The organism is Embleya sp. NPDC050493 (assembly GCF_044458105.1).
Taxonomy (GTDB): Bacteria; Actinomycetota; Actinomycetes; order Streptomycetales; family Streptomycetaceae; genus Embleya.
Map to the genome: position 1 here is coordinate 137489 of NZ_JBITHP010000002.1, position 25049 is coordinate 162537.

Sequence of the window (25049 nt, forward strand, 5' to 3'; positions counted from 1 at the left end):
CGTCGGGCGGCGGTTCGGCTACTGCTGCGGTTGTTGTTCGTGCGCTTCGTGCTGTTCCTGCTCGGCGGGGGCGGCGGCGGGGTCCGCGGTGTCGCCGCGCAGGACGTCGTTGAACCGGGCCAGGTGGTCGGCGAGGGCGCCCAGTTCCTCCTTGGGCCAGGCGGCGAACCGTTCCGCCATCACCGCGAGGCTGCGTTGCCGGGCGTCGGCCAGGCGTTGGTGGCCGGCGTCGGTGAGGGTGATCAGGTGGGACCGCCGATTGGTCGGATCGGTGGTCCGGGTGATCAGCCGGGCCTCCTCGAGTGCGGTCAGCTGTCGGCTGATCGTGGTCTTGTCCAGGCTCAGTCGGCAGGCGAGTTCCTTGCCGGTGGAGGTACCGCGCTCCTCCAGGTGGGCAAGCAGGTGGTATTCCGCCTGGGTGATCCCCGCCGCGTGCAGCGGGGGACCCATCAACAGCCGAATCAACCGGGTGGCCGCACCCACTTCGCGGACCACTCGCCGCTCAACGCTGTCCGACATCGCCTTGCTCCTCAACACCGTGCGCCCTGAATGTGCGCCAAGAGTGCCCGAAACAGTTGCAAAACACAACAAGCTGTAAGGGCCATCCGAGTGCCACTCCCCGAAGCCCTCGAATCCACCCCCGAATCCACCCCCGAACCCGACCGCGAGTCGACCGCGAGTCGACGGCGACCCACGCGACATCCGACCGGGATCGACGGTGCCGAACGGGGCATCGGGCGTCGATCGCCGGCCGGGCGGCTCCCGTCCCGCCGTCGTCCACCCGGTCCGGGCATCCGGACGCCGCTGCTCGGGTCACGGCATCCCGGGCAGGTCCGGCAGGTCCGTGCTGACCCGGAGGGGGAAGTCGGGGCGGCGCTTTTCCAGGAAGGCCGACACGCCCTCCCGGACATCGGCCGAGCCGCCCGTCCAGTGCAGGGCGCGGGACTCGTGCAGGTGGGCGGTTTCCGGGTCGGGCACGGTCTGCATGCCCCACAACAGTCGCCGGGTCAGCGCGACGGCCACCGCCGGGGTGTTCTCGGCGATCGTGCGGGCCAGTTCACGGGCACGCGGGAGCAGGTCCTGCGGCGGGAGCGACTCGCGGATCAGGCCCGCCTCCTTCGCCTCCGTCGCGTCGAAGACCCGGCCGGTGAAGCACCATTCGAGGGCCCGGTCCAGGCCCACCACCCGCGGCAGGAACCACGTCGAGCAACCGTCGGGAGTGATCCCGCGGCGGGCGAAGACGAAGCCGAAGCGGGCGGCGGAGGAGGCGATCCGGATATCCATCGGCAGCGTCATGGTCGCGCCCACGCCCACCGCCGGACCGTTGATCGCCGCGATCAGCGGCTTCTTCGAGCGGTACAGCCGCAGCACCAGTCGGCCGCCGTCGTCGCGGAACGTGTCCGCGTCGTCCACCGCCTCCTCGAAGCGCTTCGCGTGTGCGGCCGGGTCGAACGAGTCGGCGCCCAGCTCCAGATCGGCTCCCGCGCAAAACGCCCGCCCGCTCCCGGTGAACACCACCACCCGGACCTCGTCGTCCGCGTCCGCCCGGTCCAAGGCGTGCGAGATCTCCCGGCGCATCCGGTAGGTGTACGCGTTGAGGCGGTCCGGTCGGTCCAGCGTCACGGTCAACACGTTGTCCTCGACGGCCGTCGAGATCTGCTCGTAGTCCACCCAAGCCCCCCGGTTCGCACGCGTGTCGGTGGTACCCGTCCGGCCACCCTGCCGGGTGATCATGTCGATTGCCAGGGTTCCCGCAATGCGATCTCCGCACTAGCTTTGATGCGCTCCTACCCCGGTACAAGTCGCTCGCAGTGTGCAGGAGGTGGACCCACCGGATGCTGGATCGGACACAGGCCCTGGCCGAGCTCACCGGACCCGAATCGGCCTACGCGATCGAGGAGGTCGTCCACGACGGCATCCCCTGGCGGGTTCTGAGCAAGGCTCCGCCGACGCTGCGCGCGGTCTTCGAGGACCTGGCGGCATATGGGACCCGGGACGCGCTGGTCGCCGGCGACGAGCGGATCGACTACGCCGAGCAGCATCGACTGGTCGCCCACCTGGCCCGGCACCTGGCCGTCGAGTGCGGCGTGCGGCGCGGCGATCGGGTGGCCATCGCCATGCGAAACCACCTCGAATGGCCGCTCGCGTTCTGGGCGACCCAGGTCATGGGGGCGGTCGCGGTGCCGCTCAACGCGTGGTGGACCGCCGACGAACTGCTTTACGCCGTGGAGGACTCCGGCAGCACGGTGCTGATCTGCGACGGCGAACGCGCCGACCTGGTCCGGGGCCGGCCGGCCCCGAGCACGGCGCCCCGGCTGCTGGTGGTCCGTCCCGAGGAGCCGCCGGCCGCCGGCGAGACCGACCTGTCCGCGCTGCTGCGCTCGTTCACCGGCGAGTGTGCGCTGCCGGCGGAGGGCCCGGAGCCGTTCGACGACGCGACCATCCTGTACACGTCCGGCACCACCGGACGGCCCAAGGGCGCGGTCGCCACGCATCACAACCACACCACCAACCTGCACACGATGCAGCTGATGAAGGCCGTCGGGCTGGTTCGACTGGGCCTGCCCGCCGCCGAGTTGGCCAAGGGTCCGGCCGCGTTCGAGGAGCTGCGGGCGGGCCTGCCCACGCCGAGCAACCTGCAGGTCTACCCGTTCTTCCATATCGCCGGGCTGGCCGGTCTGTACATCGGCGCGGCGCAGGGCGCGAAGTTGTGCCTGATGCACCACTGGGACACCGCCACGGCGCTGGAGCTGATCGAGACCGAGCGGATCACCACCGCCAACATGGTGCCCACCCTGCTGCGTCGCCTGGTCGAGTCACCGCTGCGGGCCGGACGCGACCTGTCCAGCCTGACCAGCCTGGGCGCCGGCGGCTCGCCGGTGCCGCCGGACCTGGTCGGGCAGGTGGGCGCCATGTCCGGCAACCCGATCGTGCCGTTGAACGCCTACGGGATGACCGAGACCACGTGCGTGGTGGTGGCGAACTCGGGCGACGACTACTACGCCCATCCGGACAGCGTCGGGCGGCCGGTGCCCACGACGGATCTGCGGGTGGCCGATCCGCTGACCGGCGAGGAGTTGCCGACCGGGCGCACGGGCGAGATCCGCTTCCGCGGCCCGCAGGTGGTCCGGGGCTACTGGAACCGGCCGCGGGAGAGCGAGGAGGCGTTCCCGGACGGGTGGTTCCGCACCGGGGACCTCGGCTACACCGATGCCGACGGGCTGCTGTACGTGGTCGACCGGCTCAAGGACGTGATCATCCGCGGCGGGGAGAACGTCTACTCGGCCGAGGTCGAGGCGGTCCTGTTCGAGCATCCGGCCGTATCCGACGTCGCGGTGGTCGGGGTGCCGCACCACGACCTCGGCGAGGAGGTGGCCGCCGTGGTCCGGCTGCACGTGGCGGGCGCGGTCACCGCGGCCGAACTGCGCGGGCACGTGGCGCGCCGGCTGGCCGCGTTCAAGGTGCCCACGCTGGTGCGGTTCACCGAGCGGGCGTTGCCGCGGAACGCGGTGGGCAAGGTGCTCAAGCGCGAACTGCGCGACATGCTGACCCTGTGACGTCGGGAGCGCCGCTCACGCCTCGTCCCGGAAGCCGTAGCCGTCCAGGCGGTGCTCCCAGTGGGTGAGGTCGTCCCAGACCTCGATGACCAGCTCGTGATTGGGCCCCAGCACCCGGATGACGTCCGGGACGAGCGCACGCAGATGCAGCACCGCGCCCACGTAGTTGCCCGCCTCGCCGTCCCAGCGGGCCCGTTCGCGGCGGACCCGCAGGGTCTCCAGGTGGTCGGTGCCCAGCACGTGGACCTGATCCTGCAGCAGGTTCTTCAGCAACTGCGCCGCGTCGGCCGGGCGGCCCGCCTTTCCGGTCCAGTGCGCCAGTGCCCGCCGGGCGCGCAGCGTGTCCGGGGACAGCGCGCCGCGCAACCGTCCGCCGTCGGAGATCACCCCGCGCAGCAGGGTTATCGCCGCGACCGGATCCCCGTCCTTGCCCAGCCGCGCGGCCAACTGCTCGCGCAGCATCAGCGTATCCGGGTGGTCCACCCCGAACTCGCGCATCCGCTGCCCGAGTTCGGCGCGCAGCGCCTGGAGCGAGTCGCTCGCGTGGACCGGGCGCGGCTCGGCCACGTTCGGGACCAGCCGGACCGGCTCGTCCCCCGTCGGTCGCGGATCCTCCGCCACGATCGGGTCCGAGGTCGGTACTCCCCACGGTTGCGGTGCGAGGTTGCGCGGCGGCACGACCGACAGCTCCAACAGCCGATCGCACACCTCCGCCGCGCTCGCCGGCCGGTTCTCCGGTCGCTTGGCGAGCAGCGCGAGCACGAGCGCGGCCAGGTCCTCGGGCACCTCCAGCCGGGTGTTGCGGACCGACTCGGGTGCGCGTTGCAGATGGGCGGTCATCATCGAATGCGGACGGTCCAGGCCGAACGGCGGCGCACCGGTCAACAATTCGTGCAGCACACAGCCCACGCTGTACAGGTCGGCGCGGCCGTCGATGCGCCCGCCGAGGATCTGCTCGGGCGACATGTAGGCGGGCGTGCCGATCATGCTTCCGGGCATCGTGATGCCCGCGCGCGAGGACACCTTCTCCATGTATCGCGCTATGCCGAAGTCGAGCACCTTGACCACGCCGCGCGAGGTCACCATGACGTTCGCGGGCTTGATGTCGCGATGCAGCACGCCGCCCGAGTGCGCGACGTCGAGGCCCTCGCACAGCTGGATCGCCCACCCGACCACGTGGCCGAGCGGCAGCCATGCGCCGTCCGCGACGAGCTGCGCCAGCGAGCGGCCGGTGATCAGCTCCATCGCCAGATACATGACCTTGCCGTCGGTGCGGCGCATGTCGGCCGGTCCCGGGCCGAGCGCGGAGGTGATCTGCGCGTCGTGCACCGTCTCGGCCTCGTGGGTGAACACCCGGGTCTCGGGATCGAGCCGCTCGCGGTCGAGCCGTTCCCGGTCGGACAGCTCCGGCTCGGTCGGCCCGGGACCGGTCCGGCGCTCGACGACCTCCTTCCGGCCCTGGTCGTGCACGACGATGATGTTCGGCGAGGACAGCCCGCCGACGATGATCGCCTCGCGGCCGAACCGGTCCACGCTGTTGTTGGACGCCCCGAACGACTCCTTGAGCACCTTGACCGCGACGAACCGCTGCATCTTCTGGTCCCAGGCCCGCCACACGGTCGCGTTGCCTCCCGAGCCCAGCCTCTTGTCCAGCCGATATCGGCTGCCAAGCCACAACTGAGCCACCGCAAACGCCTCCCCGTACGCGCCGTATGGATGTGATTCTTTCGTAGCAGCGTGCGTGCGGGGAACGGTATGCGACATCACCACCCGCACGCCGATCGGGTCGGCCCCACGGAGATCGCGGCGACCCTCGATCACCTGCGGTGACGGCCACTACGGTCGAGGCCATGACCGAGATCGTGGTTGTGAACTCGCCCGACGAGCCGCCGGACGCGTGGGATGCGAGCGTCTTCCTGGCCGGCCCCACCCCCCGCGCGGCGCACGTGCCCTCCTGGCGACCGGCGGCGCTGAAACTGATCCGGGAGCGCCGGCGCCGGCCGGGCCGCCTGGTGGTGTTCGTGCCCGAGCCCGGCGAGGGGCAGTCGTGGCCCACGCATCAGGTGCAGCGGGACTGGGAGTTGCGCAATCTGGACCGCAGCGATCGGGTGCTCTTCTGGATCCCGCGCGATCTGCGCGACCTGCCCGGACTGACCACCAACGACGAGTGGGGCTGGCTCAAGGACTCGGGCCGCGCGGTGCTGGGCACTCCGCCGGACGCACCGCACGTGCGCTATCAGCGGGCCTATGCGCTCGGTCACGACGTGCCGGTATGCGACACGCTGCCCGCGACGGTCGACACCGCGCTGGACGCGCTCGGGCTCGGCGCGCCGCGCACGGGCGGGGAGCGGGACATCCCGTTGAACGTGTGGCTGACCCGGGCCTTCGAGGATTGGTACGCGGCCCAGCGGGCGGCGGGCAACACGCTGCTCGGCGGCCGGATCGCGTGGGTGTGGCGGCGCGGCGCGGCCACGTGGTTGTGGGCGGCGCACGTGAAGGTGGCGATCGCCGCCGAGGGCGGTCGGGTCAAGGACGACGAGGTGGTGCTCGGCCGGCCGGACGTGACCGCGGTGGTGCTCTACCGGCGGGCCGAGCCGCTCACGGCGAGCACCGTGGTGCTGGTGCGCGAGTTCCGCTCGGCGGCCCGTACGAAGGACGGCTTCGTGCACGAACTTCCGGGCGGGAGCGGGTACACGGCGGCGGACGGGTGTACCGAGGTCGGCCAGGAGACCGGTCTGGCGTTGTCGCCGGAGCGGCTGCGCCCGCACGGCTCGCGGCAACTCGCGGGCACCCTGACGGCGCATCACGCGCACGTGTACTCGGCCGAACTCACCGAGGCCGAACTGGCCGTACTACGCAGCGACCCCGGCCCACATGGTGTGGCCGGGGACGGGGAACGCACTGACGTCGAGATCACGACGTACGGCGAACTGCTGCGGTGCGAGCGCGTCGACTGGTCGACGCTGGGGATGCTGGCGGCGGTGTTGACGGGCGCCGCCGAGGATCAGCGGTAGTTGCCCAGGCCCGTGCAGGGGGCGTGCCGCTCGACCAGGCAGACGGTGTCGTCGACGGTCATCAGCCGGCCGCCGACGATCTCCGGGGTGCGGAACGCCGGAGTCTGCACGGTGACGAGCGGGCGCGGGCTGAGCGCCGCGACGTACGGCTCGCCACAACGGGTGCACATGGCGGGGGCGGTGAGGGTCTTGAGCATGTCGGCTCCTCCGTGACTGGTGACGTTAACCTTCCGTTCACCTTCGATTCGGTCTCCAGTTTCCTTCTTGTCTGTGGAAATGTCAACTCTGTTGGCCTACGAGGGTGGCGGCCCATATGGCATCCTGACAGGGTGGATCACGAGGATGTCGACCGGGAGCACCCCGATTCCGCCGGAGCGGGCCTGACCAGGGCCGCGAAGGCGTATCGAAGGACCGAGAAGGCGCACGAAGAGGCGCGTCGAGAACTCAAACGGGCGGCGGTGCGGGCCATGGCCGCGGGGGTCAAGCAGTCCGAGGTGGTCAAGGTGACCGGGTGGACGCGCGAGTACCTGCGCCGGCTGAGGAAGGACAGGAAGGACCACGGCGACGACTGAGGCCGGGCCCCCTCGGGGACCCGGCCTCGGTCGTGTGCGCCCGGCGCGCCCGGCTCAGGCGTTGTCGAGGTCGTCCAGGTTCTCGAACTCGGACATGTCGGCCGGGCCGGGCACGTCCTGGAGCGCGCACAGCACGTGCCGTTCGACCACGTAGGTGGTGCCGGCCGCGTTGAACACGTGCCCGGACACGGGGGCGTCGATGCGCGAGAGGTAGCGCCGCTGGGTGGGGATCAACTGGGCGATGTACGGCTCGTTGCAGCGGGTGCAGGTGGCCGGGGTCGCGGTCGGCGAGGCCGAGGCGTAGCGGTCGAGCGCGTGCACGAGCCGGTCGGCCAGGTGCGCGGCGGTGCGCTGGGCGGTGGCCACCCGGGTGGGGTCGCCCGCCTCGCGGGACTCCGCGCAGGCGCGCATCGCGTCGCCGATGCGGCGCAGCGCGACCTTGTGGAACGGCGGTGCCTCGCTCGCGAGCGCGTCCGCGCGATCGGCGATCGAACCGGCGGAGCCGGCGAAGGCGGGGTGCCGCTGGGCGCCGGCGGCGCCGAGGGCCGAGACATCGGCGGCAAGACCGCGCAGCGCGGCCACGTGCTCGGGCGTCAAGCTCATGATGTGCCGTTCCTTTCTGCCGTCCGACGGGAGGCAACCCGTCCATAGTGAACAGATTCGATCGATAAACGCCATGGAATGTGACGATCGGCACGTTGGTGCCCGGTTTGCACATGTTTGTCGAGCGGTAGGCGTTTCTGTCGCCCACCATTCGGGGCCGCGCGGGCCGGCATGCCGGGTTCGCGCCGATTCGACCCCGAGCCGAGCGAGGGGCGGCGGTGGCGGCGGTACGTCCTGGGCGTCGTAACGGTCGCGGCGACGTAACCATTACGCAATGGCCGAAAAGATTCCCTTGTGACCGGCGGAGCCGGGGGAGGAGAGTCACGACCAACATCGTTTTAGGGGGAAATGCATGCGCACCATCAAAGTCGGGCTGATCGCGGTGATGCTGACCTGCGCGGTCGGAGCATGTGGGAGCGACGGGGACGGCGGCGGCTTCGGTGGGCTCGGGGCCCCGAAGACCACCGAGGCGAGCTCGGACGCCACGGCGACGGGGAAGACTCCGACGGGCCGGGCCACCGACGAGGACACCCCGCCGCCGACCAGCAGCCGACCGACCACGTCGCGCCCGCGCACGACGGCGCCGGCCTCGCCGACCTCGACCGGTGCGAGCGGTGGCGGCAACGACTGGAGTTCGCTCTACTCGACGAACTTCCTCAACGGCTGCCTGAGCACGTCGAACAACAACACCCGGTACTGCCAGTGCGCGCTGACCGAACTCCAGGGCAAGTACAGCCAGGCCCAGATGAACGCGTTCGACCAGGAGTACGCCCGGACCAACAAGCTGCCGTCCGAGTTGCAGACCACCGTGCAGAAGTGCCTGAACACCTGAGCAGACCCGACGACGGTCGAGCCGTGCGGGGGCACGGCGGACCGGCGTGAACGGGCCGTCCCGCCGCCGCGACCCGATGCGGCCGGCGGGACGGCCCGCGCTCAGTGGGCGATCGCGTCGATCAGCGCTCGGGCGCCGCGGGCGAGCAGTTCGCCGGCCACCACGACGCCGAGCTTGTCCGGCTCGGCACCGTGGTCGGTGGCCTCCAGCAGATCCGCGCCGTCGGTGGAGTACACCGCCGCGTGCAGGGTCAGGCCGGTCTCGGTGCCCGTGCAGTAGGCGGCGATCGGGCTGTGGCAGTGGCCGCGCAACTCGCGCAGCAGGGCGCGCTCGGCCTCGACACAGGCCCGGGTGGGCGCGTCGTCCAGGGCCCGTGCGGCGGCCAGGACGGGCGCGTCGTCGATGCGGCACTGCAGGGCCAACACACCCGCGCCGACCGCGGGCAACATCTGACCGGTGGTCAGGATCTGGGTGATGCGCAGCCCCTGGCCGATGCGTTCGAGGCCCGCGACGGCCAGGATCAGGGCGTCGTATTCGCCCGCGTCCAGCTTGGCCAGCCGGGTGTTCGCCGAGCCGCGGATCGGCACCGCGGTCAGTCGCGGGTGACTGCGCCGCAGTTGCGCCGCGCGCCGGACCGAGCTGGTGCCGACCCGGGCGCCGGGCGGCAGGTCGGCCAACCGCGCGCCGACCACGCAGTCGTGCACGTCGTCCCGGGGCAGGTAGGCGGCGACGGTGAGCCCGTCGGGCAGCGGCACGTCGCCGGGCATGTCCTTGAGACAGTGCACGACCAGGTCCACCTCCCCGTCGAGCTGCGCGCGGTCGAGTTCCTTGACGAACGCACCCTTGCCGCCGAGTTCGGCCAGGCTGCCGCCCCAGCGGTCGCCGCTGGTGGACATCGGGACGACGACGGGTTCGTGCGGACGTCCGGGCAACAGGGAGGCGACGAGCCGAGCCTGGGCGAGGGCCATGGGGGAGGACCGGGTACCGATGCGGAGCTGCATGGCCGACACGGTAGGCCTGCGGCGCGCCCGGCACCGCATTTTCCCCCGGCCCGATCCCTCGAACGTGGGACGCCGACCCGCGGGTCGGTCGGGAAGTCGGCCGGACCTGCCGTTCGGCTCAACCCTCGTGTCCTTCGGGCGGTTCGCCGCGTTGGCGGGTTGCGCCCTTCTCGGCGTTCGAGAGCGTCCGTATCGAGACAAGGAACCGTCCCATGCAGCGCATCGTCCGCGGCCTTCTGGTCAGCACGGCCGTCATCGCGACTCCCATCGTCGGCGCGACCGTGGTGGTCGCCGCCCCGGCCGGCGCCGACACGCACACGGTCCGGGCCGACACGATCGACACGGCGGGCGGCATCCGCGGCAACGGGGCCGACCTGCCGGGCTTCATCGACCCGGCCTTCGCCCAGCGCTGCTGACGCTCCGTCGGCGGCCGGCACGGGCCCCGGGTGCGCCCGCGCGGACGGCCGCACCGGGCGGGGCCGTGACTCCCCGGCCCGATGCGGCCGTGTTCCGGTGGTGCGCCGTCCCGGGCGCACCGGTGCGGCTCCGGGCCGAGAGGCAGCCCGCCTCGACCCGGGAACCGCGGCACCAGGCCGTGTCCGGCGGATCCTGGTGGGGTCGCGCCGCCTGGTACCGCGTCTCGCCGCACCGGAGAAACAGCCGAGTGGAACCACTGTGCGACTGCTTCTCCGGCACGGCGAGCCACGGCGCCGGACGACGCGACCTCACCCACCGAGATCCACCGGACACGGCCTAGAGCACGAGGTCCGCACTCAGCCGCAGGTCGCCCACCGAGCGGCCGACGCGCAGCGTGTACGCGCCCGGCGTGGTGGTCCACGCCGCGCCCCGCTCGTCCCAGCGGGCCAGGGTGCGTGCGTCGATGTGCACCGTGGTGGTGACCCGCGCGCCCGCCTCGGCGTCGATCGCGGCGAAGCCGACCAGGCGGATCGGCTCCGGCCGACCCATCAGCGTGCCGTCGGCGGTCTCCAGGTACACCTGCGCCACCTCGCGACCCGCCCGCCCGCCGGTGTTGGCCACGGTGATCTCGACGCTCACGCCGCTCGCGTCGCCCTTGACCGCGACCTGCTCGTACGCCCAGGTCGTGTAGCCCAGACCGTGCCCGAACGGGTACGCCGGCGCCGCCTCGCCCAGGGCCCAGGCGCGGTAGCCGATGTTGCTGGACTGCACCGCGTAGTGGTGCTCGTCGTTCACCCGGGCGGTGGAGTAGACCGGTACGTCGGCCTCGGCCGCAGGGTAGGTCGTGGGCAGCCGGCCGCCCGGCTCCACCACCCCGGTGAGCACGTCGCCCAGCGCCGCGCCGCCCTCCTGGCCGGGCAGCCATGCCCACAGCACGGCGGCGACCTCGTCCCGCCACGGCATCAGCACGGGCGAGCCCGCGTTGACCACCACGACGGTCCTCGGGTTGACCGCCGCGACCCGGCGCACCAGTTCGTCCGAGCGGCCCGGCAGCGCGAGGTTCTCGCGGTCGAAGCCCTCGGACTCGATGTCGTCGGTGGTGCCGACCACGACCACGGCGACGTCGGCGGCCCGCGCGGCCTCGACCGCGGCCTCCAGTTCGGCCTCGTCCGACCGACGCGGATCCGCCCAACCCAGACCGAGTGCGGCCATGAAGAACCGCTCGCCCTGGCTGAAGTCGACCCGGATCCCCATCGGCGTGCCGGCCGTCGCCTCGACCTCGATGCGGGTGGCCTCGGGTCGCATGATCATCTCGATCACGTCGGTGCCCTCGGGAGCGGTCATGTCCACCGTGCGGGTCGCGCCGTCGATGCTCACCTCGAACCGGCCCGCGCCGCGCACATCCAGGATGTTGGTCCCGGACACCGTCGGGGTGACCGTCGTGCGCAGCCGGATCACCGCGGCCCCGGCCGGAATGTTGTCCGGCCAGAACATCAGGCTGGAGCCCGACCGGTGCTCGGAGGAGAGCACGGTGCCCGCGGCGTCGAGGAACTCGGCGCGCAGGCCCGGCTCGCCGCTCTCCGGGTCGACGGCCGTGTCCAGGGACAGGTCGGCGAGCGCACGGTGGGTGAACGCACCCTCGGTCAGCGTCAGTTCGACGTTCTCACCGAGTGCGGCCCGCAGGCCCTCGGGGATCGAGACCACGTACGCGGGGTTCACGTGTGCGCTGCCGCCGCCCTGCGCGGACAGCCGCAGCGCGTTCGGGCCGATCAGCGCGACGCGGGAGAGCGCCGAGGGGTCGAGCGGGAGCGTACCGTCGTTGCCCAGCAGCACCATCGCCCGCGCGGAGATCGCGCGCAGCGTGGCGACCGCGTCCGCGGGCGTGGTGGTCGCGGCCGGCGTGCGCTCGCCCAGCACGCCCACCCGGGCGGCGAGACGCAGGATCCGGGTGACCCGCTCGTCGATCAGCGATTCGGCGACCCGGCCCTCGCGCACGGCGGCGAGCAGCGGTTCGCCCCACACCTTGGCCGGACCGGGCATCGCGATGTCGGTGCCGCCGGCGGCGGCGGCCTCGGTGGAGCGGACCGCCATCCAGTCCGAGATCACCACCCCGTCGAAGCCCCACTCGTCCTTGAGCACGCCGTTGACCAGCCGCGAGTTCTCGGTCATGGTCTCGCCGTTGACCCGGTTGTACGCGCTCATCACGAGCCAGACCCGACCGGTGCGCACGGCCTCCTCGAACGGCACGAGGTAGACCTCGCGCAGCGAGCGCTCGTCGATCCGCGAGTCGTAGGACATCCGGTCGTCCTCGGTCTCGTTGCCGACGAAGTGCTTGATCGTGGCCCCGACACCGGCGGACTGCACGCCCTCGATGAAGGCGGTCGCGATCCGCGCGGTCAGCAGCGGGTCCTCGGAGTAGCACTCGAAGTGCCGACCGCCCAGCGGGCTGCGGTGCAGGTTCACCGTCGGTGCCAGCAGGACGTGGATGTCCTTGTCCCGGGTCTGCGCGCCCATCACGAAGCCGGCTCGGCGGGTGACCTCGGGATCCCAGGCGGCGGCGAGCGCGGTGGGGCTGGGGAACAGGAGCGAGGTGTCGCGCTCGTCCCACGTGACGCCGCGGACGCCGACCGGGCCGTCGGAGACGCGCAGCTTGCGCAGGCCGATGCTCGGGATCTCGGGAAGCGACCAGAAGTCCTCGCCGACGATCAGCGAGAGCTTCTCCTCCAGGGTCAGCCGCGCCACCAGGTCGCGCAGCTCGTCGTCGCCGGGCTCGTTGTCGGTGGGGGTGCTGTGAGACGCCATCGTCTGCCTTCCGCTTGCGTAGCCGATCGACCCGCGGTCCGGGCGACCCGCCGAACGAGTCGCCCGGAGGATCCCGTCGTACGGTAGTCGCAAAACCTATTGCACGGTAGCTTTGTTATCGCGACGTGACATACACCTCGACAGGCTCCCGCCGGGACACGGCAGGATGACCACATGGACGCACAACCGGAGGACCTCCCCGTCAACCCGCCGACCCCGAGCCGGGCCGCCCGGGCCAGACCGCGCGGCCGCGGATACGCGTCCGGGGACGCCCGACGCACCCGCATCCTCAACATCGCGCTCCAGGAGTTCGCCGAGAACGGCTACCGCGGCACCTCGCTGGCCCGGATCGCCGAGCGCGCCGAACTGACCCAGGCCGGCCTGCTGCACCACTTCCGCAGCAAGCAGGAGCTGCTGATGGCGGTGCTCGACCTGCGCGATCGGATGGACATGGAGCATCTGGACCTGGGCGTGCTCCCGCTCGGCGGCGAGGCGGCCCTGGGCAAGCTCGCCGAACTCGCCGAGCACAACCGCAACATCCCCGGGCTGGTCCAGCTCTTCACCGTGCTCACCGGCGAAGCGGTGACCACCGACCACCCCGCACACGACTGGGCCCAGGACCGCTACGCGGTGCTGCGATCGAGCATCACCGCGTCGCTGGAGGCCGGCCGGGCATCCGGCGAGCTGCGCGCGGACGTCGATCCGCCCGCGGTCGCGGCGCAGGTCTTCGCGATGATGGACGGCCTGCAACTGCAATGGCTGCTCGACCCCGAACACGTGGACATGGCAACGCTGTTCCGCGACTACGTGGAGCACCTGCTGCGCCGCATCCGGGCCTGATCCGAGCCCGGCCCGAGCCCGGCTACGCGGTCGTGCCCTCGCCCGCGGTCAGCTCGCGCAGCACCGCGCCCAGGTCCCAGTTGGACAGGCCGGCCAGCGCCTCGCGGAAGACGGTGAGCCCGAACAGATCGCCCCGGGCGGTCATCCGACCGGTGGCCAGTGCCTCGCGCGGCGCGTGCCGGTCGTTGAGCAGGATCACCCGGCGCGCGGTGTCGTAGTCCATGTGCACCACCAGATCCGGACCCGGCAACAACCCCGGGCGCACCAGCACGCGGCCCTGGAAGACGTCCAGGTGCAGCTCGGCCGGGTCGTCCCGCTCCGGCACGTCGCTCACCACGATGTCCACGATCGCCGGATGCGGCGTGCGCTTCTCCGGATCGGGCGTGATCAGCCGGCTGAGCCGGGACACCGCCGCGATCCACGCGTCCGACATGAACGGGTGCCGATCGAGCGCGGGCTCCTCGTCGCCGACCGGCTCCGGCCCGCCCCGGGTCGGCTCGGGCTCCTCGCGCAACACCTTCCCGAGCTCCTCGCCGAGCCGACGCGCGGCCGTACGGCGCATTGCCCGGGCCAGTTCGGCCTCCACCGCCCGCAGCGCCAGCGGTCGCATCCGGCGGATCATCTCCGCCGTCTCGTCCGCGTCGCCGTCGGCGGGCAGCAGATGCGACTCCATCAGCCGACCGAACCCCTCGGACACGTGCTCCATCGCCGCACGCAACATCCGCAGCTGCTCGGTGACCGCGGCCACCGGTACGCCGGCCGCGTGCAGCTCGGCGCCCACCGCGAGCTCGCGCGGACTGGGCACCCGGAACACGGTCAGCGAGTCGTCCTCGGGTTCGAGCAACCCCAGCCGCACCGCCCCGGCGAGCGCGACGGGATCGGACAGGCCGCCGAACATCGCGATCAGCTCGGCCCGGGTCATCCGCTCCGGCGTCTCGTCGCTCCACGGCCCGCTCGCCTCGGCGACCAGCCCGAGCACCGCGCCGAGACTGCGCCCGCCGTCCCACGCGTCGAGCAGTTCCTTGATGCTCACCAGGCTGTAGCCGCGCTCCAGCAACTGGCCGATCAGCCGGAGCCGGCCCAGATGGCCGTCGTCGTACAGGGACACCCGCCCCTGTCGCCTCGGCCGCGGCAACAGCCCGCGATCCTGGTACGCGCGTACATTGCGTACGGTCGTGCCCCCCTCGCGGGCGAGGTCCTCGATCCGGTACTCCGCCAACCTCGTGCCTCACGATCCTCGTGCCCCGTGTCCGCGGCCAACGTAATGCAGATGTGTTCGAGGTTCGATGCGGATCCGATCGAGGTTCGATCACGGGACGCCGGGAAAGGCGCCGGAAGACACGGAAAACGAGCGGCGAGATCACGGCGGAGCCCGGATCGCGCGCGCGGGGACCGTCAGGGAATCACCACGACCGGTCGTTTGGCGTGCTTGACCAGGCGGCACGCGACCGAACCGAAGATCCGGCTGGCCAGCCCGGTGGACCCGCCGACCACGATCGCGTCGGCGGTGAATTCGCGCGCGACGTCCTCGATCTCGTGGCAGATGTCGCCCCCGCGCTCGACCAGGATCCACGGCACGTCGCTGAGGTGATCCGCGCAGGCCAGCTCCAGGCCCAGGGCCTCGGAGCGGCTGTCCGGCACGTCGATGAAGACCGGTGGCTCGCAGCCGGCCCACACGGTGGCCGGAATCCGGTTGGCCACATGCACGATCACCAGCCCGCCACCGAGCCTGCGCGCCATGCCGGACGCGTACGCCAGGGCACGTTCGCTGGACTCGGACCCGTCGAAACCGACCACGACGGGATGTTGGAACGCGGGATCGCGCTGATGAGGAGAGTCGGGACGGAGCAACGGAGTGCCGTCCGGAAGGTCACTGAACTCGAAAGCAGCCATGGGAATCGGGCGTCTTTGCTGTGGAGGGGCGCCTCGGGGCTTCCTGGTACCAGATTACTGCGCCGACCCGCACATTCGAAGTGTCGACCGGGGTTCTCCCGGACAAAAACGACACCACGACGCGTGCAGGTCGGGGCTCGGTGCGGTTCGCCGGACCACGCACGGGGATGGCGCCCCCGACAAAGCCTCGGCGAGACACGCACATTAGCCGGACAACGCCGTGAATGGGGAGACCCGGGCAGCCGTGTGGGTGATTGTGATCCGGTCGCAGTCGGTTCCCGGCACTCACCGAGGGCGGTCGGCGGCCCGGTTCGGGCCGGTTGCCGGGCTCGTTCGGGCCGGCCGCGGAGACCGCACGGGGCGGCTTCGGGCCCGTTCGAGGGTGCGCGCTGACGCCGCAGGAGGGAACGGGCGTTACCCCGGGCCCCGCCCGAGCGTTGGTCAGGACGACACCGTGCGTCCGGGCGACCGCGTCGAAACGGGCGGCGATCCGCAGGTTGGACGCCGACCCTCCCTCACGCCGACCCGCGCCGCGGCGCCGACGTCGAACCTGTCTGACGGCCCGTCACGCGCCGGGCCGTCGGCGGGTTCGACGTACTCCCGGACGCGCGTGCCCGTCGGCGGCCTCCACTCGTCCGCCGGCGGGCCGGTTCGCGGGCGCTCACATGGTCAGCAACACGCCGCCGTAGGCCGCGCCGGCGATCAGCACCCAGGACGCGAAGCCCAGGAGCAGCGCCCGCCAACCGGTGCGCACCAGCCGATTCAGGTCGACCATGCTGCCCAGGCCGAACAGCGCGGCGGCCAACAGCAGGTCCTGCGCGGTGCCCGCGACCTCCAGCGCCGAGGTCGGCAGCAGACCCGTGCTGCGCACGCCGACCATGGCCAGGAAGCCGACCACGAACAGCGGCATCAGGGCCGGCCGCCGCGCCCCCGCGGCCCCGGTGTCGCCGGCTCGCGCGGCCCGGCGGCGCAGCGCGTACCCGGTGCCCACCACGATCGGCGCGAGCAGCAGCACCCGCATCAGCTTGACCACCACCGCGGTGTGCAGCGCGACCGGCCCGGCCACGCCGCCGGCGGCGACCACCTGGCCGACGTCGTGCACGCTCGCGCCGACCCAGCCGCCGTACCGCACCGCATCCAGGCCCAGCGGCGCCCGCAGCAGCGGCAGCGCGACGATCGCCAGGCTCCCGCACAGCGTGACCAGCGCGACGGCGGTGGCCACGTCCTCCTCGTCGCTGTCGCTGACGCCGTTCATCGCGGCCACGGCGGAGGCGCCGCAGATCGAGAAGCCGGTCGCGATCAGCAGCGGTTGATCACCGGGAAGACCGATCCGCCGCCCCAGCCACCGGGTGCCGACGAAGGTCAGGACGACCACCCCGATCACCATCGCCACCGGCGCGAAACCGAGCCCGACGATGTCGCCGAGGGCGAGCTTGAGGCCCAGCAGCACCACCCCGGCGCGCATCAACCGCTTGCCCGCGAAGCCCAGCCCCGGTGCGGTCGCGGCGGGCAGCGCGCGCACGTTGGCGGCGAGGATGCCCAGGGCGACGGCGACGGTGAGCATCGGCAGGCCGGGCCAGGCCCGATGCGCACCCCAACTCGCGGCCACCGCGAGCACCGCCGCGAGCAGCCCCGGCCACAAGCGCGGCTTCGCCGGCTCGGAGCCGGCCGAAAGCTGCGTGCGGTGCGTGCGGTGCGCGGCGGTCAGGGTCATGAATCCCACCCTCGACCCGGCGCACTCGTCCGGGTAGCGGTCGATTGCCTGGTAGGTCATAGGGTTTGGCTATGACCTCGCCGGCGCGTCCCTCGGACCGACTGCCCGACCTGTACACGCTCGAACTGCTCGTCGCGGTGACCGAAAGCGGCAGCCTGGGCAGCGCGGCCCGCCGGTTCGGCATCAGCCAGCCCTCGGCCAGTGCGCGGATGCGCACGCTGGAGCGGCGGCTCGGGGTGCGACTGCTGGAGCGCAGCACCACCGGCTCGGTGCCCACCGCCGCCGGTCTGGTGATCACCGACTGGGCCCGCGGCGTGCTCGACCAGGCGCACGCGCTCGTGGAGGGGGCGGCCGCGCTCAAGGCCCGGCAGGAGGACCGGCTGCGGGTCGCGGCGAGCCTGACCGTGGCCGAACACCTGGTTCCCGGGTGGCTGACCGCGCTGCGCGAGGCGGTGCCCGGAGTGCACGTGGGCCTGCAGGTGACCAACAGCCTGCACGTGATCGAGGCACTGCGGGCGGGCGAGGCGGACCTGGGCTTCGTCGAGGGGCCGTGGGTTCCGCGCGACCTGCAGTCCGCGGAGGTGGGCCGGGATCGGCTCGTGGTGGTGGTCGCGCCGACCCACCCGTGGGCCCGGCGGCGGCGCCCGATCGCCGCGGCCGAGTTGGCCGCGACGCCACTGCTGCTGCGCGAGGCGGGTTCGGGCACCCGGGAGACGCTGGAGCGGGCCCTCGCCGCCTATGACGGAGTCGCCGTGCCGGCGCTGGAGTTGGGCGCGACGGCGCCGTTGCGCTCGGCGGCGATCGCCGGGTCCGCGCCCGCGGTGTTGTCCGATCTCGCGGTCCGCGAGGACCTGGCCGACGGGCGTCTGGTGGCCGTGCCGATGGCCGATCTGCCCGCCCTCGACCGGATCCTGCGGGCGGTCTGGCCGCGCGGTCGGGAACTGCCGGAGGCGGCCCTGCACCTCCTGCACGCGGCCCGCAGGCGCCCCGGGGCCTGACGGCTCCGACGAATGTCGACAAGTTCCGCGATGTGACCACCGTCACAAACACGCATATCTACATAACGTCACGTAGAGAACACCATGCATAGACAAGGTAAGAGAGAGTAAGTTCCGATCTTGGGTTACGTGAGTGACGCCTGTGACCTACTGGGGCGTGAGGGGTGAAGGGGGCGATCGGGGCCATGAGCAGGATCGACAGCCGTAAGGACCGGCGACGAGGGCGAGCCCGCGTGGTCGATGCCGACCACCCGGCCGAGATCGCCGCGATCGACGGCGTCGATGCCGTCCCGGTCGGCGATGCGGACGCGGTGGTGATCGTCGCGGCGTCCACCGTGCTGTCCGAGGCTCCGCCCGAGAGCGACTCGATCGAGGACGACGGCGACCTCACCGACGACATCGACTTCGACGGCGAGTACGACCCCGACGCCGAGGGCGTCCTGGCTCCGGGGCGCGAGCGCCCGCTGCTCGGTCGACGTCGCCCGGACACGATCGCGGTGTTGCTGTTCGCGAACTCGCCGATCCTGGAGAGTTCGATCCCGATATCGGTGTTCGGGGTGGATCGACGCGACGCCGGCGTACCGAACTACCGATTACTGGTGTGCGCGGCCGAACCCGGACCGCTCCGCACCACCGGCGGCGTCGAACTGATCGCGCCGTACGGCCTCGACGCCCTCGCCCGGGCGGGCACCGTGATCGTGCCCGCGTGGCACTCGCCGTCCCGGATGCCACCGCCGCCCGTGCTGGAGGCGCTGCGCCGGGCGCACCGCGAGGGAGCCCGGATCGTCGGCCTGTGCGGCGGCGCGTTCGTGCTCGCCGCGGCCGGCCTGCTGGACGACCGTCCGGCGACGACGCACTGGATGTACGCCCCCGCGCTGGCCAAGCGCTACCCGAAGGTCCGGGTCGACCCCCGCGAGCTGTACGTCGACGACGGTGACATCCTCACCAGCGCCGGCACCGCGGCCGGCATCGACCTGTGCCTGCACCTGGTCCGCCTCGACCACGGCCCGGACGCGGCCAACGCGCTCGCCCGCCGACTGGTCGTGCCCGCCCACCGGATCGGCGGTCAGGCGCAGTACATGGACTTGACCCTGCCCGAGGAGATCAGTGGCGACCCGCTGGCCACCGTCATCTCGTGGGCGCTGGAGAACCTGGCCGAGCGTTTCGACATCGAACAGTTGGCGACTCGCGCGTACATGAGTCGGCGCACCTTCGACCGGCGTTTTCGCACCCTCACCGGCAGCGCTCCGCTGCAATGGCTGCTCACCCAGCGGGTGCTCCAGGCCCAGCGGCTGCTGGAGACCACGGACCTCCAGGTCGAGGAGATCGCCCGCCGTTGCGGGTTCCGCTCGCCGGTCGCGCTGCGCGGACATTTCCGCAAACAACTGGGTGTCCCGCCGGCCTCCTATCGGGAGACCTTCCGCACCCGCAGCCCGGAGGAGACCGGCGACGAGGAGGTGTGTGCCCGGGCCGTAGGGTGACCCTATGAACGACCGCTTGGTCTGGATCGACTGTGAGATGACCGGACTCGACCTGTCCCGGGACGCGTTGGTGGAGGTGGCGGCCCTCGTCACCGACTCCGAGCTGAACATCCTGGGCGACGGTGTCGACGTCGTGATCCGCCCGCCCGCCGAGGCGCTGGCCGGCATGCCCGATGTGGTGCGCAAAATGCACACCGCTTCAGGTCTGCTGGAGGAGCTGGAGGCGGGCGTCAGCCTGGCCGAGGCCGAGGCCGAGGTGCTCGCCTACATCAGGAAGCACGTCCCGGACGGCCGCAAGGCACCGCTGTGCGGCAACTCGATCGGCACCGACCGGGGCTTTTTGGCCCGGGACATGCTCGACCTGGAAGCCTTCCTGCACTATCGGGTGATCGACGTCTCCTCGATCAAGGAACTGGCCCGCCGCTGGTATCCGCGGGTCTACTTCCAGAGCCCGCCGAAGGCCGGCAACCACCGCGCGCTGGCCGACATCCACGAGAGCATCGAGGAACTGCGGTACTACCGCGAGGCGATCTTCGTCCCGGACCCCGGTCCGGACAGCGACACGGCCAAGGCGATCGCAGCCAAGTACGGCCACAAGCCGGCCGAACACGCGTAGGCCGTATCCGGCGGATCCTGGTGACGCCGCCGAACCGGGCCCGGAATCGATGCCGCGCGGGGCGCCGGATCGGCCTCGCGGAAACCCTGCGGCGAGCAGCCTCCGCGAGCCTGTACACTTTTCCTCGCCGGGACGGAACGCCCCGGCGATGGTGGGTGTAGCTCAGCTGGTAGAGCACCTGGTTGTGGTCCAGGAAGTCGCGGGTTCAAGTCCCGTCACTCACCCCAGACGAGGTCCCGAGGCACGCGAGTGCCTCGGGGCCTCGCTCGTTTTGCGCCGGTTGTCGCCTCGATGTGCCCGATGTCGCCGTTCGCGTTGTGTGCGGCGCCGCGTGCGGCGTAGCGTGCGGTCACCTGAGGGTTACGCATGCGTCATCGGGAGGGTTTCGATCATGAGCACCGGCGAGTCCGAGCAGCCGTCGCGGCAGCAGTTGGACGACGAGAAGGCCGCGCTGTACGCCATGGACATCAGCGGTGTCACGTGGATCGGCTACGGCGAGGACACCACCGGCGAAGGCATCGTGGAGACCGCCGAACTGCCCGGTGGGGGCATGGCGATGCGCAACTCGATCCACCCGGAGGGGCCGATCCTGCGGTTCACCGAGGGCGAGTGGACCGCGTTCGTGCTCGGGGTGCGCGACGGCGAGTTCGACCTGGACCGGCTCGCCGAGCCGCTGCCGGAGCAGCGCGGCTGACGCCTTCGCCGAGGTTCGCTCCGGGCGCCGCCCGGCGTCCGCCCGCCGTCCCGCCCGGCGGCTGACCTGACGCTTCGTCAGACCGGCGGGCCACGGGCGTCATCCGTTTCGCCCGTTTGGCAGTCCGTGTACCGGTTATCCCTCGGTGGACGTCCCACCGACGAGGGAGATCCGTGTCCACAACCACCTCCGGGGTGGAGATCAGCGCGGTCGGCCTGGCGGCATCGGGACCGGACGGCACGATCTTTCGCGACGTCCGGCTGACCGCGCCCGCGGCGGGCCTGACCGTGCTCGTCGGGCCCGCCGGCGCCGGCCGCACCTCGCTGCTGCTCGCGCTCGGCGGCCGGTTCCGCACCGACGCCGGCAGTGTGACGGTCGCGGGCAGCCGCAGCGCCGCGACCGCCCGGGCACACACCGCGGTGGCCCGCGCCCGCCCCGGCCTGGACCTGGAACCCCACCTGTTCGTCGCCGAGACGGTCGCCGAGCGCCGGGCCGTCGGCGGCGGCCGGCCCACCGAACCGGCGCTGGCCCGGATGTACGAGTTGTTGCGGATCGACCCGCCCGACCGGGTCCTGGTCGAGCACCTGGCCGCGGTGGACCAGTTGTTGTTCTCGGTCGCGCTGGCCGCGGCCGACCGGCCCGGCGCGGTCCTGGTCGACGACGTGGACAGCGGCATCGCGGGCGCCGACCTGCTGCGCGCGTGGCGGGCCCTGCGCGAGTTGGCCGACACCGGCATCACCGTCGTCGCCACCGCGACCGATGCGCCGCGCGGCGCCGACGTGGTGGTGGACCTGCCCGGACACCACCTGTACCCGAGAGGCGGTACCGCCTGATGGGTGTGCTGCGCCTGGCCTGGCTCGAACTACGGCGCTTCCGGGGGCCGTTGCCCCGGCTGGTCCCGGTCATGCTGATGCTGGTGCCGACCCTGTACGGCGCGCTGTACCTGTGGTCCAACTGGGATCCGTACGGCCGGCTGAACCAGGTCCCGGTCGCGTTCGTGAACGAGGACCGGCCGGTGGACGTGCGCGGGCAGCACATCGACGCGGGCGGCCGGCTGACCGAGGTGATCCGCACGGACGAGAACTTCAAGTGGAAGGTCACCGACGCGAAGCAGGCCCGCAAGGGCTTGGAGGACGGCGACTACCACTTCGTGGTCACCGTGCCGCCGGACTTCAGCGCGACGCTGGCCACCACGGCCTCGGCGCAGCCCAGGCAGGCGAAGTTGTTCATGACGCTCGACGACGCCAACGGCTTCATCATCGGCAAGATGGCCGAGGTGGCCAAGACCCGCCTCCAGCAGCAGGTTTCGGCCACCACGCAGAGCACGCTGGTGCAGCAGCTGTACGGGCAGACCGGGGAGCTCAAGGATCAGTTGGCCCGATCCGCCGACAATGCGCGGCAATTGGCCGGCGGCGTCGGCACCGCGCCGCCGGATCAGCTCCGGGAGGGAGCCGAGCAGCTCGCCGGCGGCCTGACCCGGTTGAACGAGGCGGTGCCGGCTCCACCGCCGGCGCAGGCCGCGGGCGAGGACGCGCGGGTGCTCGGCGCGCCGGTGACGATCGAGGTGACGAACCTGCATCCGGCGGATCTGTACGGCCGCGGGTTGGCGCCGTTCTTCTTCGGCATCGCGCTGTGGGTGTTCGGGCTGGTCGGCTTCCTGCTCCTGCGGCCGTACAACCCGCATGCGCTCGCGGGGCGTGCGGGCGCGGTCAAGGTGGCCCTCGCCGGTTGGTTGCCCGCCGCCGCGCTCGGCGTGGCGGGTGCGTTCGTGTTGTACGCGGTGGTGCAGCTCGGGCTCGGACTGGACGCCGACGATCCCGGTCTGAGCCTGCTGTTGATCGCCCTGGCGGCGGTCACCTTCGTGGCCATCGCGCAGTTCCTGCGGGCCGCGCTCGGCGCGGTGGGGGATGTGCTGATCCTGGTCCTGCTGATGCTCCAGCTCACCTCGTGCGGCGGGTTGTATCCGGTCACCACGACGCCCGAGCCGTTCCAGGCGCTGCATCCGGTGCTGCCGATGACGTACCTGGTGAACGGTCTGCGGGTCACCCTCACGGGTGGTGAAGGGGAACGATTGGCGGTCGCCTTCGCGGTCCTCGGCGGCTATCTGGTGGTGGCGCTGATCGCAACCGTGTTCGTGGTCCGGCATCGGCGGATGTGGACGATGGCGTCGCTGAAACCGGCCGTGGAGTTGTGACCACGCACTACCGATGGGTCAATTCGCTCCCCCGTACGGTTGTACCCGGGGAGCGCAACCACGCCCGCTCCGTGCACGTCGCCCACAATCAGGGGGTACCGCGGGTTTGCCACCTGTGGTGGAGGAGGGAGAATCAGCGGCGATGAACGAGCAGGAGATACAGAAACTGAGGGCCGAGGCCGAGACCCGGGTGCGGGAACTCGGGCCCGAGCACCCCGGTTCGCTCGACGCGCGCGCCGCGTGGGCCCGGGTGGTCGGTGACGAGGGCAGGCCCGCAGAGGCCGCTCGGATGTTCGGCGAGCTCGCGGGCGACTACGCGCGCGTGCTCGGCCCGCAGCATCCCGACACGCTCCTGGCCCGGCACAACCATGCCTACTGCCTGGGGTTGTCCGGGAATGCGGTCACCGCCGAATCGCTGGCGCGCGACGTGGCGGCCGACTGTGTCCTGGTGCTCGGTCAGGACGATCCCGAGACGCTCAACGTGCGTGCCGGGTGGGCCCGATGGATCGGCGAGTCGGGCGACGCCGCGGGCGCGGCGCGGATGTTGCGGCCGATCGTGGAGGAGGCGACCGACGCGCTCGGGCCGGTGCATCCGGACACGCTGACCATCCGACACCAGCACGCGCACTGGGTGGGCCGATCCGGCGAGACGATCCAGGCTGCCCGGTTGATGGCGGCGATCGCGGACGAGCGCGGCGAGGTGCACGAGCCGGACGACCCCGCGGCGTTGACGGCGCGGCACGACCGGGCGATGTGGGCGGGCGAGGCCGGCGACGTGTCGGTGGCTCGGGACGCGCTGATGCACCTCGTCGAGGACGCGACGCGCGTGCTGGGGCCGGACCACCACGACACGTTGGTGATACGGCACAACCACGCGCACTGGACCGGCGAGTCCGGCGACCCGCTGGGCGCCCGGACGTTGCTGACCCAGCTGGTCGCGGACTGTACGCGGGTGCTCGGCGAGCAGCACCCGGACACCGAGAACGCTCGACGCGGGCTGATGTGGTGGACCTACGGGCCCAAGGCCAACGACCCGGCGCCCACGTTCGCCACGGCGGTGGGCAACAGCTCGGTGCGGGCGGGGCGGCCGGCGAAGGAGCCCAAGCCGGCGAAGCCGCCGAAGCCGGCAAAGGCGGCGAAGGTGCCGAAGCCTGCTCGACCGGCGAAGGCGAAGCGGCCGGAGCCGGCCGGGGAGGCCGGCGGGCCGATTCCGTCGGCCGACGTCGCGTCGCCGTCGCCGGCCGCATCGGCCGCGCCGACCGAGGTGGTCTCGGTCGGGCCCGGAGCCGGGGGCGTCGTAGCGCCGCCGCCCGTGGAGCCGGACGGGGACGTCACCGCGTTCGCGCCGGTGGCCGGGCTCACCTCGGACACCGAGGAGAACGCTGCCGCGCCGGCCGCGCGGCCCCTCGCGACCGAGGAGACGGCCCCGGAGCCCGCTTCGGGTCGGCCGGCCGGGGCATCCGCATCCGCGCGGGACGAGGCGCCGGAGAGTGCGGTGACTCGGGTGTCGAGCGTGGCGCCCGACGACGAGCCGACGCACGTGAGTCCGCCGGCTCGGCCGACGTCGGCGCCGGCCGGTGCCGCTTCGGCCGGCTCGGCGGATGAGGTCACCCCGGTCGGGGAATCGACCGGGGGACGCGACGAAGAGCCGGACGAGGCACCGGGCGAGAGGGCCGGCGAGAAGAAGTAGTCGCGAGACGAAGTGGGTCACGACGTGTGTGGGGGGGGGGGGGGGGGGGGGGGGCCCCGCCCCCCCCCCGGGGGGGGGGGGGGCGGGGGGGCGGGGGGGGGGCCCCCGCGGGGGCCGGGGGGGGGGGGGGC

23 protein-coding genes and 1 tRNA gene are annotated in these 25049 nt (G+C 72.2%); 14 read left to right on the forward strand and 10 right to left on the reverse strand.

Annotated elements, in window-relative coordinates; genetic code table 11:
• Window positions 1–18: 18 nt before the first annotated feature.
• Both ACIBM5_RS03940 and ACIBM5_RS03945 read right to left on the reverse strand, forming a co-directional pair.
• Window positions 19–519, reverse strand: coding sequence for a MarR family winged helix-turn-helix transcriptional regulator (locus ACIBM5_RS03940; protein WP_391583001.1), 501 nt, complete (start codon window positions 517–519; stop codon window positions 19–21).
• Window positions 520–813: 294 nt separating this feature from the next.
• Complete coding sequence (locus ACIBM5_RS03945; RefSeq protein WP_396005216.1) at window positions 814–1671, reverse strand: enoyl-CoA hydratase-related protein; 858 nt, start codon at window positions 1669–1671, stop codon at window positions 814–816.
• 164 nt (window positions 1672–1835) lie between these two features.
• Here ACIBM5_RS03945 and ACIBM5_RS03950 point away from each other — a divergent pair, with 164 nt between their 5' ends.
• Entirely contained in the window at window positions 1836–3557 is a 1722-nt protein-coding gene (locus ACIBM5_RS03950) for a class I adenylate-forming enzyme family protein (protein WP_396005217.1), read from the forward strand.
• Window positions 3558–3572: 15 nt separating this feature from the next.
• Here the strand turns inward: ACIBM5_RS03950 and ACIBM5_RS03955 are convergent, their stop codons facing one another.
• Window positions 3573–5243, reverse strand: a complete 1671-nt coding sequence (locus ACIBM5_RS03955) for a protein kinase (protein ID WP_391582998.1) — start codon at window positions 5241–5243, stop codon at window positions 3573–3575.
• Window positions 5244–5407: 164 nt separating this feature from the next.
• Here ACIBM5_RS03955 and ACIBM5_RS03960 point away from each other — a divergent pair, with 164 nt between their 5' ends.
• Window positions 5408–6571, forward strand: a complete 1164-nt coding sequence (locus tag ACIBM5_RS03960) for a nucleoside 2-deoxyribosyltransferase domain-containing protein (protein ID WP_396005218.1) — start codon at window positions 5408–5410, stop codon at window positions 6569–6571.
• Here ACIBM5_RS03960 and ACIBM5_RS03965 read toward each other — a convergent pair.
• Window positions 6562–6768: a hypothetical protein gene (locus ACIBM5_RS03965; RefSeq protein WP_391582996.1), complete on the reverse strand. Its 207-nt coding sequence runs from the start codon at window positions 6766–6768 to the stop codon at window positions 6562–6564. The genes ACIBM5_RS03960 and ACIBM5_RS03965 overlap by 10 nt on opposite strands.
• 132 nt (window positions 6769–6900) lie before the next feature.
• Here ACIBM5_RS03965 and ACIBM5_RS03970 point away from each other — a divergent pair, with 132 nt between their 5' ends.
• Window positions 6901–7143, forward strand: a complete 243-nt coding sequence (locus tag ACIBM5_RS03970; RefSeq protein WP_396005219.1) for a hypothetical protein — start codon at window positions 6901–6903, stop codon at window positions 7141–7143.
• A gap of 54 nt (window positions 7144–7197) precedes the next feature.
• Here the strand turns inward: ACIBM5_RS03970 and ACIBM5_RS03975 are convergent, their stop codons facing one another.
• Complete coding sequence (locus ACIBM5_RS03975) at window positions 7198–7746, reverse strand: hypothetical protein (RefSeq protein WP_396005220.1); 549 nt, start codon at window positions 7744–7746, stop codon at window positions 7198–7200.
• Between the two features lie 352 nt (window positions 7747–8098).
• Between ACIBM5_RS03975 and ACIBM5_RS03980 the strand changes: the two genes are divergently transcribed.
• A complete protein-coding gene (locus tag ACIBM5_RS03980; protein ID WP_396005221.1) occupies window positions 8099–8578 on the forward strand; it encodes a hypothetical protein in 480 nt (159 codons plus the stop codon).
• Window positions 8579–8679: 101 nt separating this feature from the next.
• Here ACIBM5_RS03980 and hemC read toward each other — a convergent pair whose 3' ends face one another.
• Entirely contained in the window at window positions 8680–9579 is a 900-nt protein-coding gene (gene hemC, locus ACIBM5_RS03985) for a hydroxymethylbilane synthase (protein WP_396005222.1), read from the reverse strand.
• Window positions 9580–9791: 212 nt separating this feature from the next.
• Here hemC and ACIBM5_RS03990 point away from each other — a divergent pair, with 212 nt between their 5' ends.
• Window positions 9792–9995, forward strand: a complete 204-nt coding sequence (locus tag ACIBM5_RS03990) for a hypothetical protein (RefSeq protein ID WP_396005223.1) — start codon at window positions 9792–9794, stop codon at window positions 9993–9995.
• 337 nt (window positions 9996–10332) lie between these two features.
• Here ACIBM5_RS03990 and ACIBM5_RS03995 read toward each other — a convergent pair whose 3' ends face one another.
• Window positions 10333–12798: a beta-glucosidase gene (locus ACIBM5_RS03995; RefSeq protein ID WP_396005225.1), complete on the reverse strand. Its 2466-nt coding sequence runs from the start codon at window positions 12796–12798 to the stop codon at window positions 10333–10335.
• A 174-nt stretch (window positions 12799–12972) separates the two neighbouring features.
• Here ACIBM5_RS03995 and ACIBM5_RS04000 point away from each other — a divergent pair, with 174 nt between their 5' ends.
• Entirely contained in the window at window positions 12973–13638 is a 666-nt protein-coding gene (locus tag ACIBM5_RS04000) for a TetR/AcrR family transcriptional regulator (protein ID WP_396005226.1), read from the forward strand.
• Between the two features lie 22 nt (window positions 13639–13660).
• Here ACIBM5_RS04000 and ACIBM5_RS04005 read toward each other — a convergent pair whose 3' ends face one another.
• The 3 genes from ACIBM5_RS04005 to ACIBM5_RS04015 form a co-directional block, all read right to left on the reverse strand.
• Window positions 13661–14857, reverse strand: a complete 1197-nt coding sequence (locus ACIBM5_RS04005; protein WP_396005227.1) for a MerR family transcriptional regulator — start codon at window positions 14855–14857, stop codon at window positions 13661–13663.
• Window positions 14858–15033: 176 nt separating this feature from the next.
• Window positions 15034–15531, reverse strand: coding sequence for a universal stress protein (locus ACIBM5_RS04010; protein ID WP_020550635.1), 498 nt, complete (start codon window positions 15529–15531; stop codon window positions 15034–15036).
• A 661-nt stretch (window positions 15532–16192) separates the two neighbouring features.
• Entirely contained in the window at window positions 16193–17305 is a 1113-nt protein-coding gene (locus ACIBM5_RS04015; protein WP_396005228.1) for a YeiH family protein, read from the reverse strand.
• Between the two features lie 11 nt (window positions 17306–17316).
• Between ACIBM5_RS04015 and ACIBM5_RS04020 the strand changes: the two genes are divergently transcribed.
• From ACIBM5_RS04020 to ACIBM5_RS04055, 8 genes are all read left to right on the forward strand, one after another.
• A complete protein-coding gene (locus ACIBM5_RS04020) occupies window positions 17317–18243 on the forward strand; it encodes a LysR substrate-binding domain-containing protein (RefSeq protein WP_391582986.1) in 927 nt (308 codons plus the stop codon).
• 185 nt (window positions 18244–18428) lie between these two features.
• Window positions 18429–19724, forward strand: coding sequence for a GlxA family transcriptional regulator (locus ACIBM5_RS04025; protein ID WP_391582985.1), 1296 nt, complete (start codon window positions 18429–18431; stop codon window positions 19722–19724).
• A 4-nt stretch (window positions 19725–19728) separates the two neighbouring features.
• Window positions 19729–20340 (forward strand): oligoribonuclease, encoded by a 612-nt coding sequence (gene orn / locus ACIBM5_RS04030; RefSeq protein ID WP_391582984.1) that lies wholly within the window; start codon window positions 19729–19731, stop codon window positions 20338–20340.
• Between the two features lie 151 nt (window positions 20341–20491).
• A tRNA-His gene (locus tag ACIBM5_RS04035) sits at window positions 20492–20567 on the forward strand.
• A gap of 164 nt (window positions 20568–20731) precedes the next feature.
• The gene (locus tag ACIBM5_RS04040) at window positions 20732–21034 is read left to right on the forward strand and encodes a DUF397 domain-containing protein (protein WP_020550640.1); all 303 of its coding nucleotides are present in this window, start codon (window positions 20732–20734) and stop codon (window positions 21032–21034) included.
• A gap of 173 nt (window positions 21035–21207) precedes the next feature.
• Window positions 21208–21867 (forward strand): ATP-binding cassette domain-containing protein, encoded by a 660-nt coding sequence (locus tag ACIBM5_RS04045; protein ID WP_391582983.1) that lies wholly within the window; start codon window positions 21208–21210, stop codon window positions 21865–21867.
• Window positions 21867–23228 (forward strand): YhgE/Pip domain-containing protein, encoded by a 1362-nt coding sequence (locus ACIBM5_RS04050; protein ID WP_396005229.1) that lies wholly within the window; start codon window positions 21867–21869, stop codon window positions 23226–23228. Before ACIBM5_RS04045 ends, ACIBM5_RS04050 begins: the two co-directional genes overlap by 1 nt.
• Before the next feature lie 142 nt (window positions 23229–23370).
• Window positions 23371–24918, forward strand: a complete 1548-nt coding sequence (locus ACIBM5_RS04055) for a tetratricopeptide repeat protein (RefSeq protein WP_396005230.1) — start codon at window positions 23371–23373, stop codon at window positions 24916–24918.
• Window positions 24919–25049 lie beyond the last annotated feature (131 nt).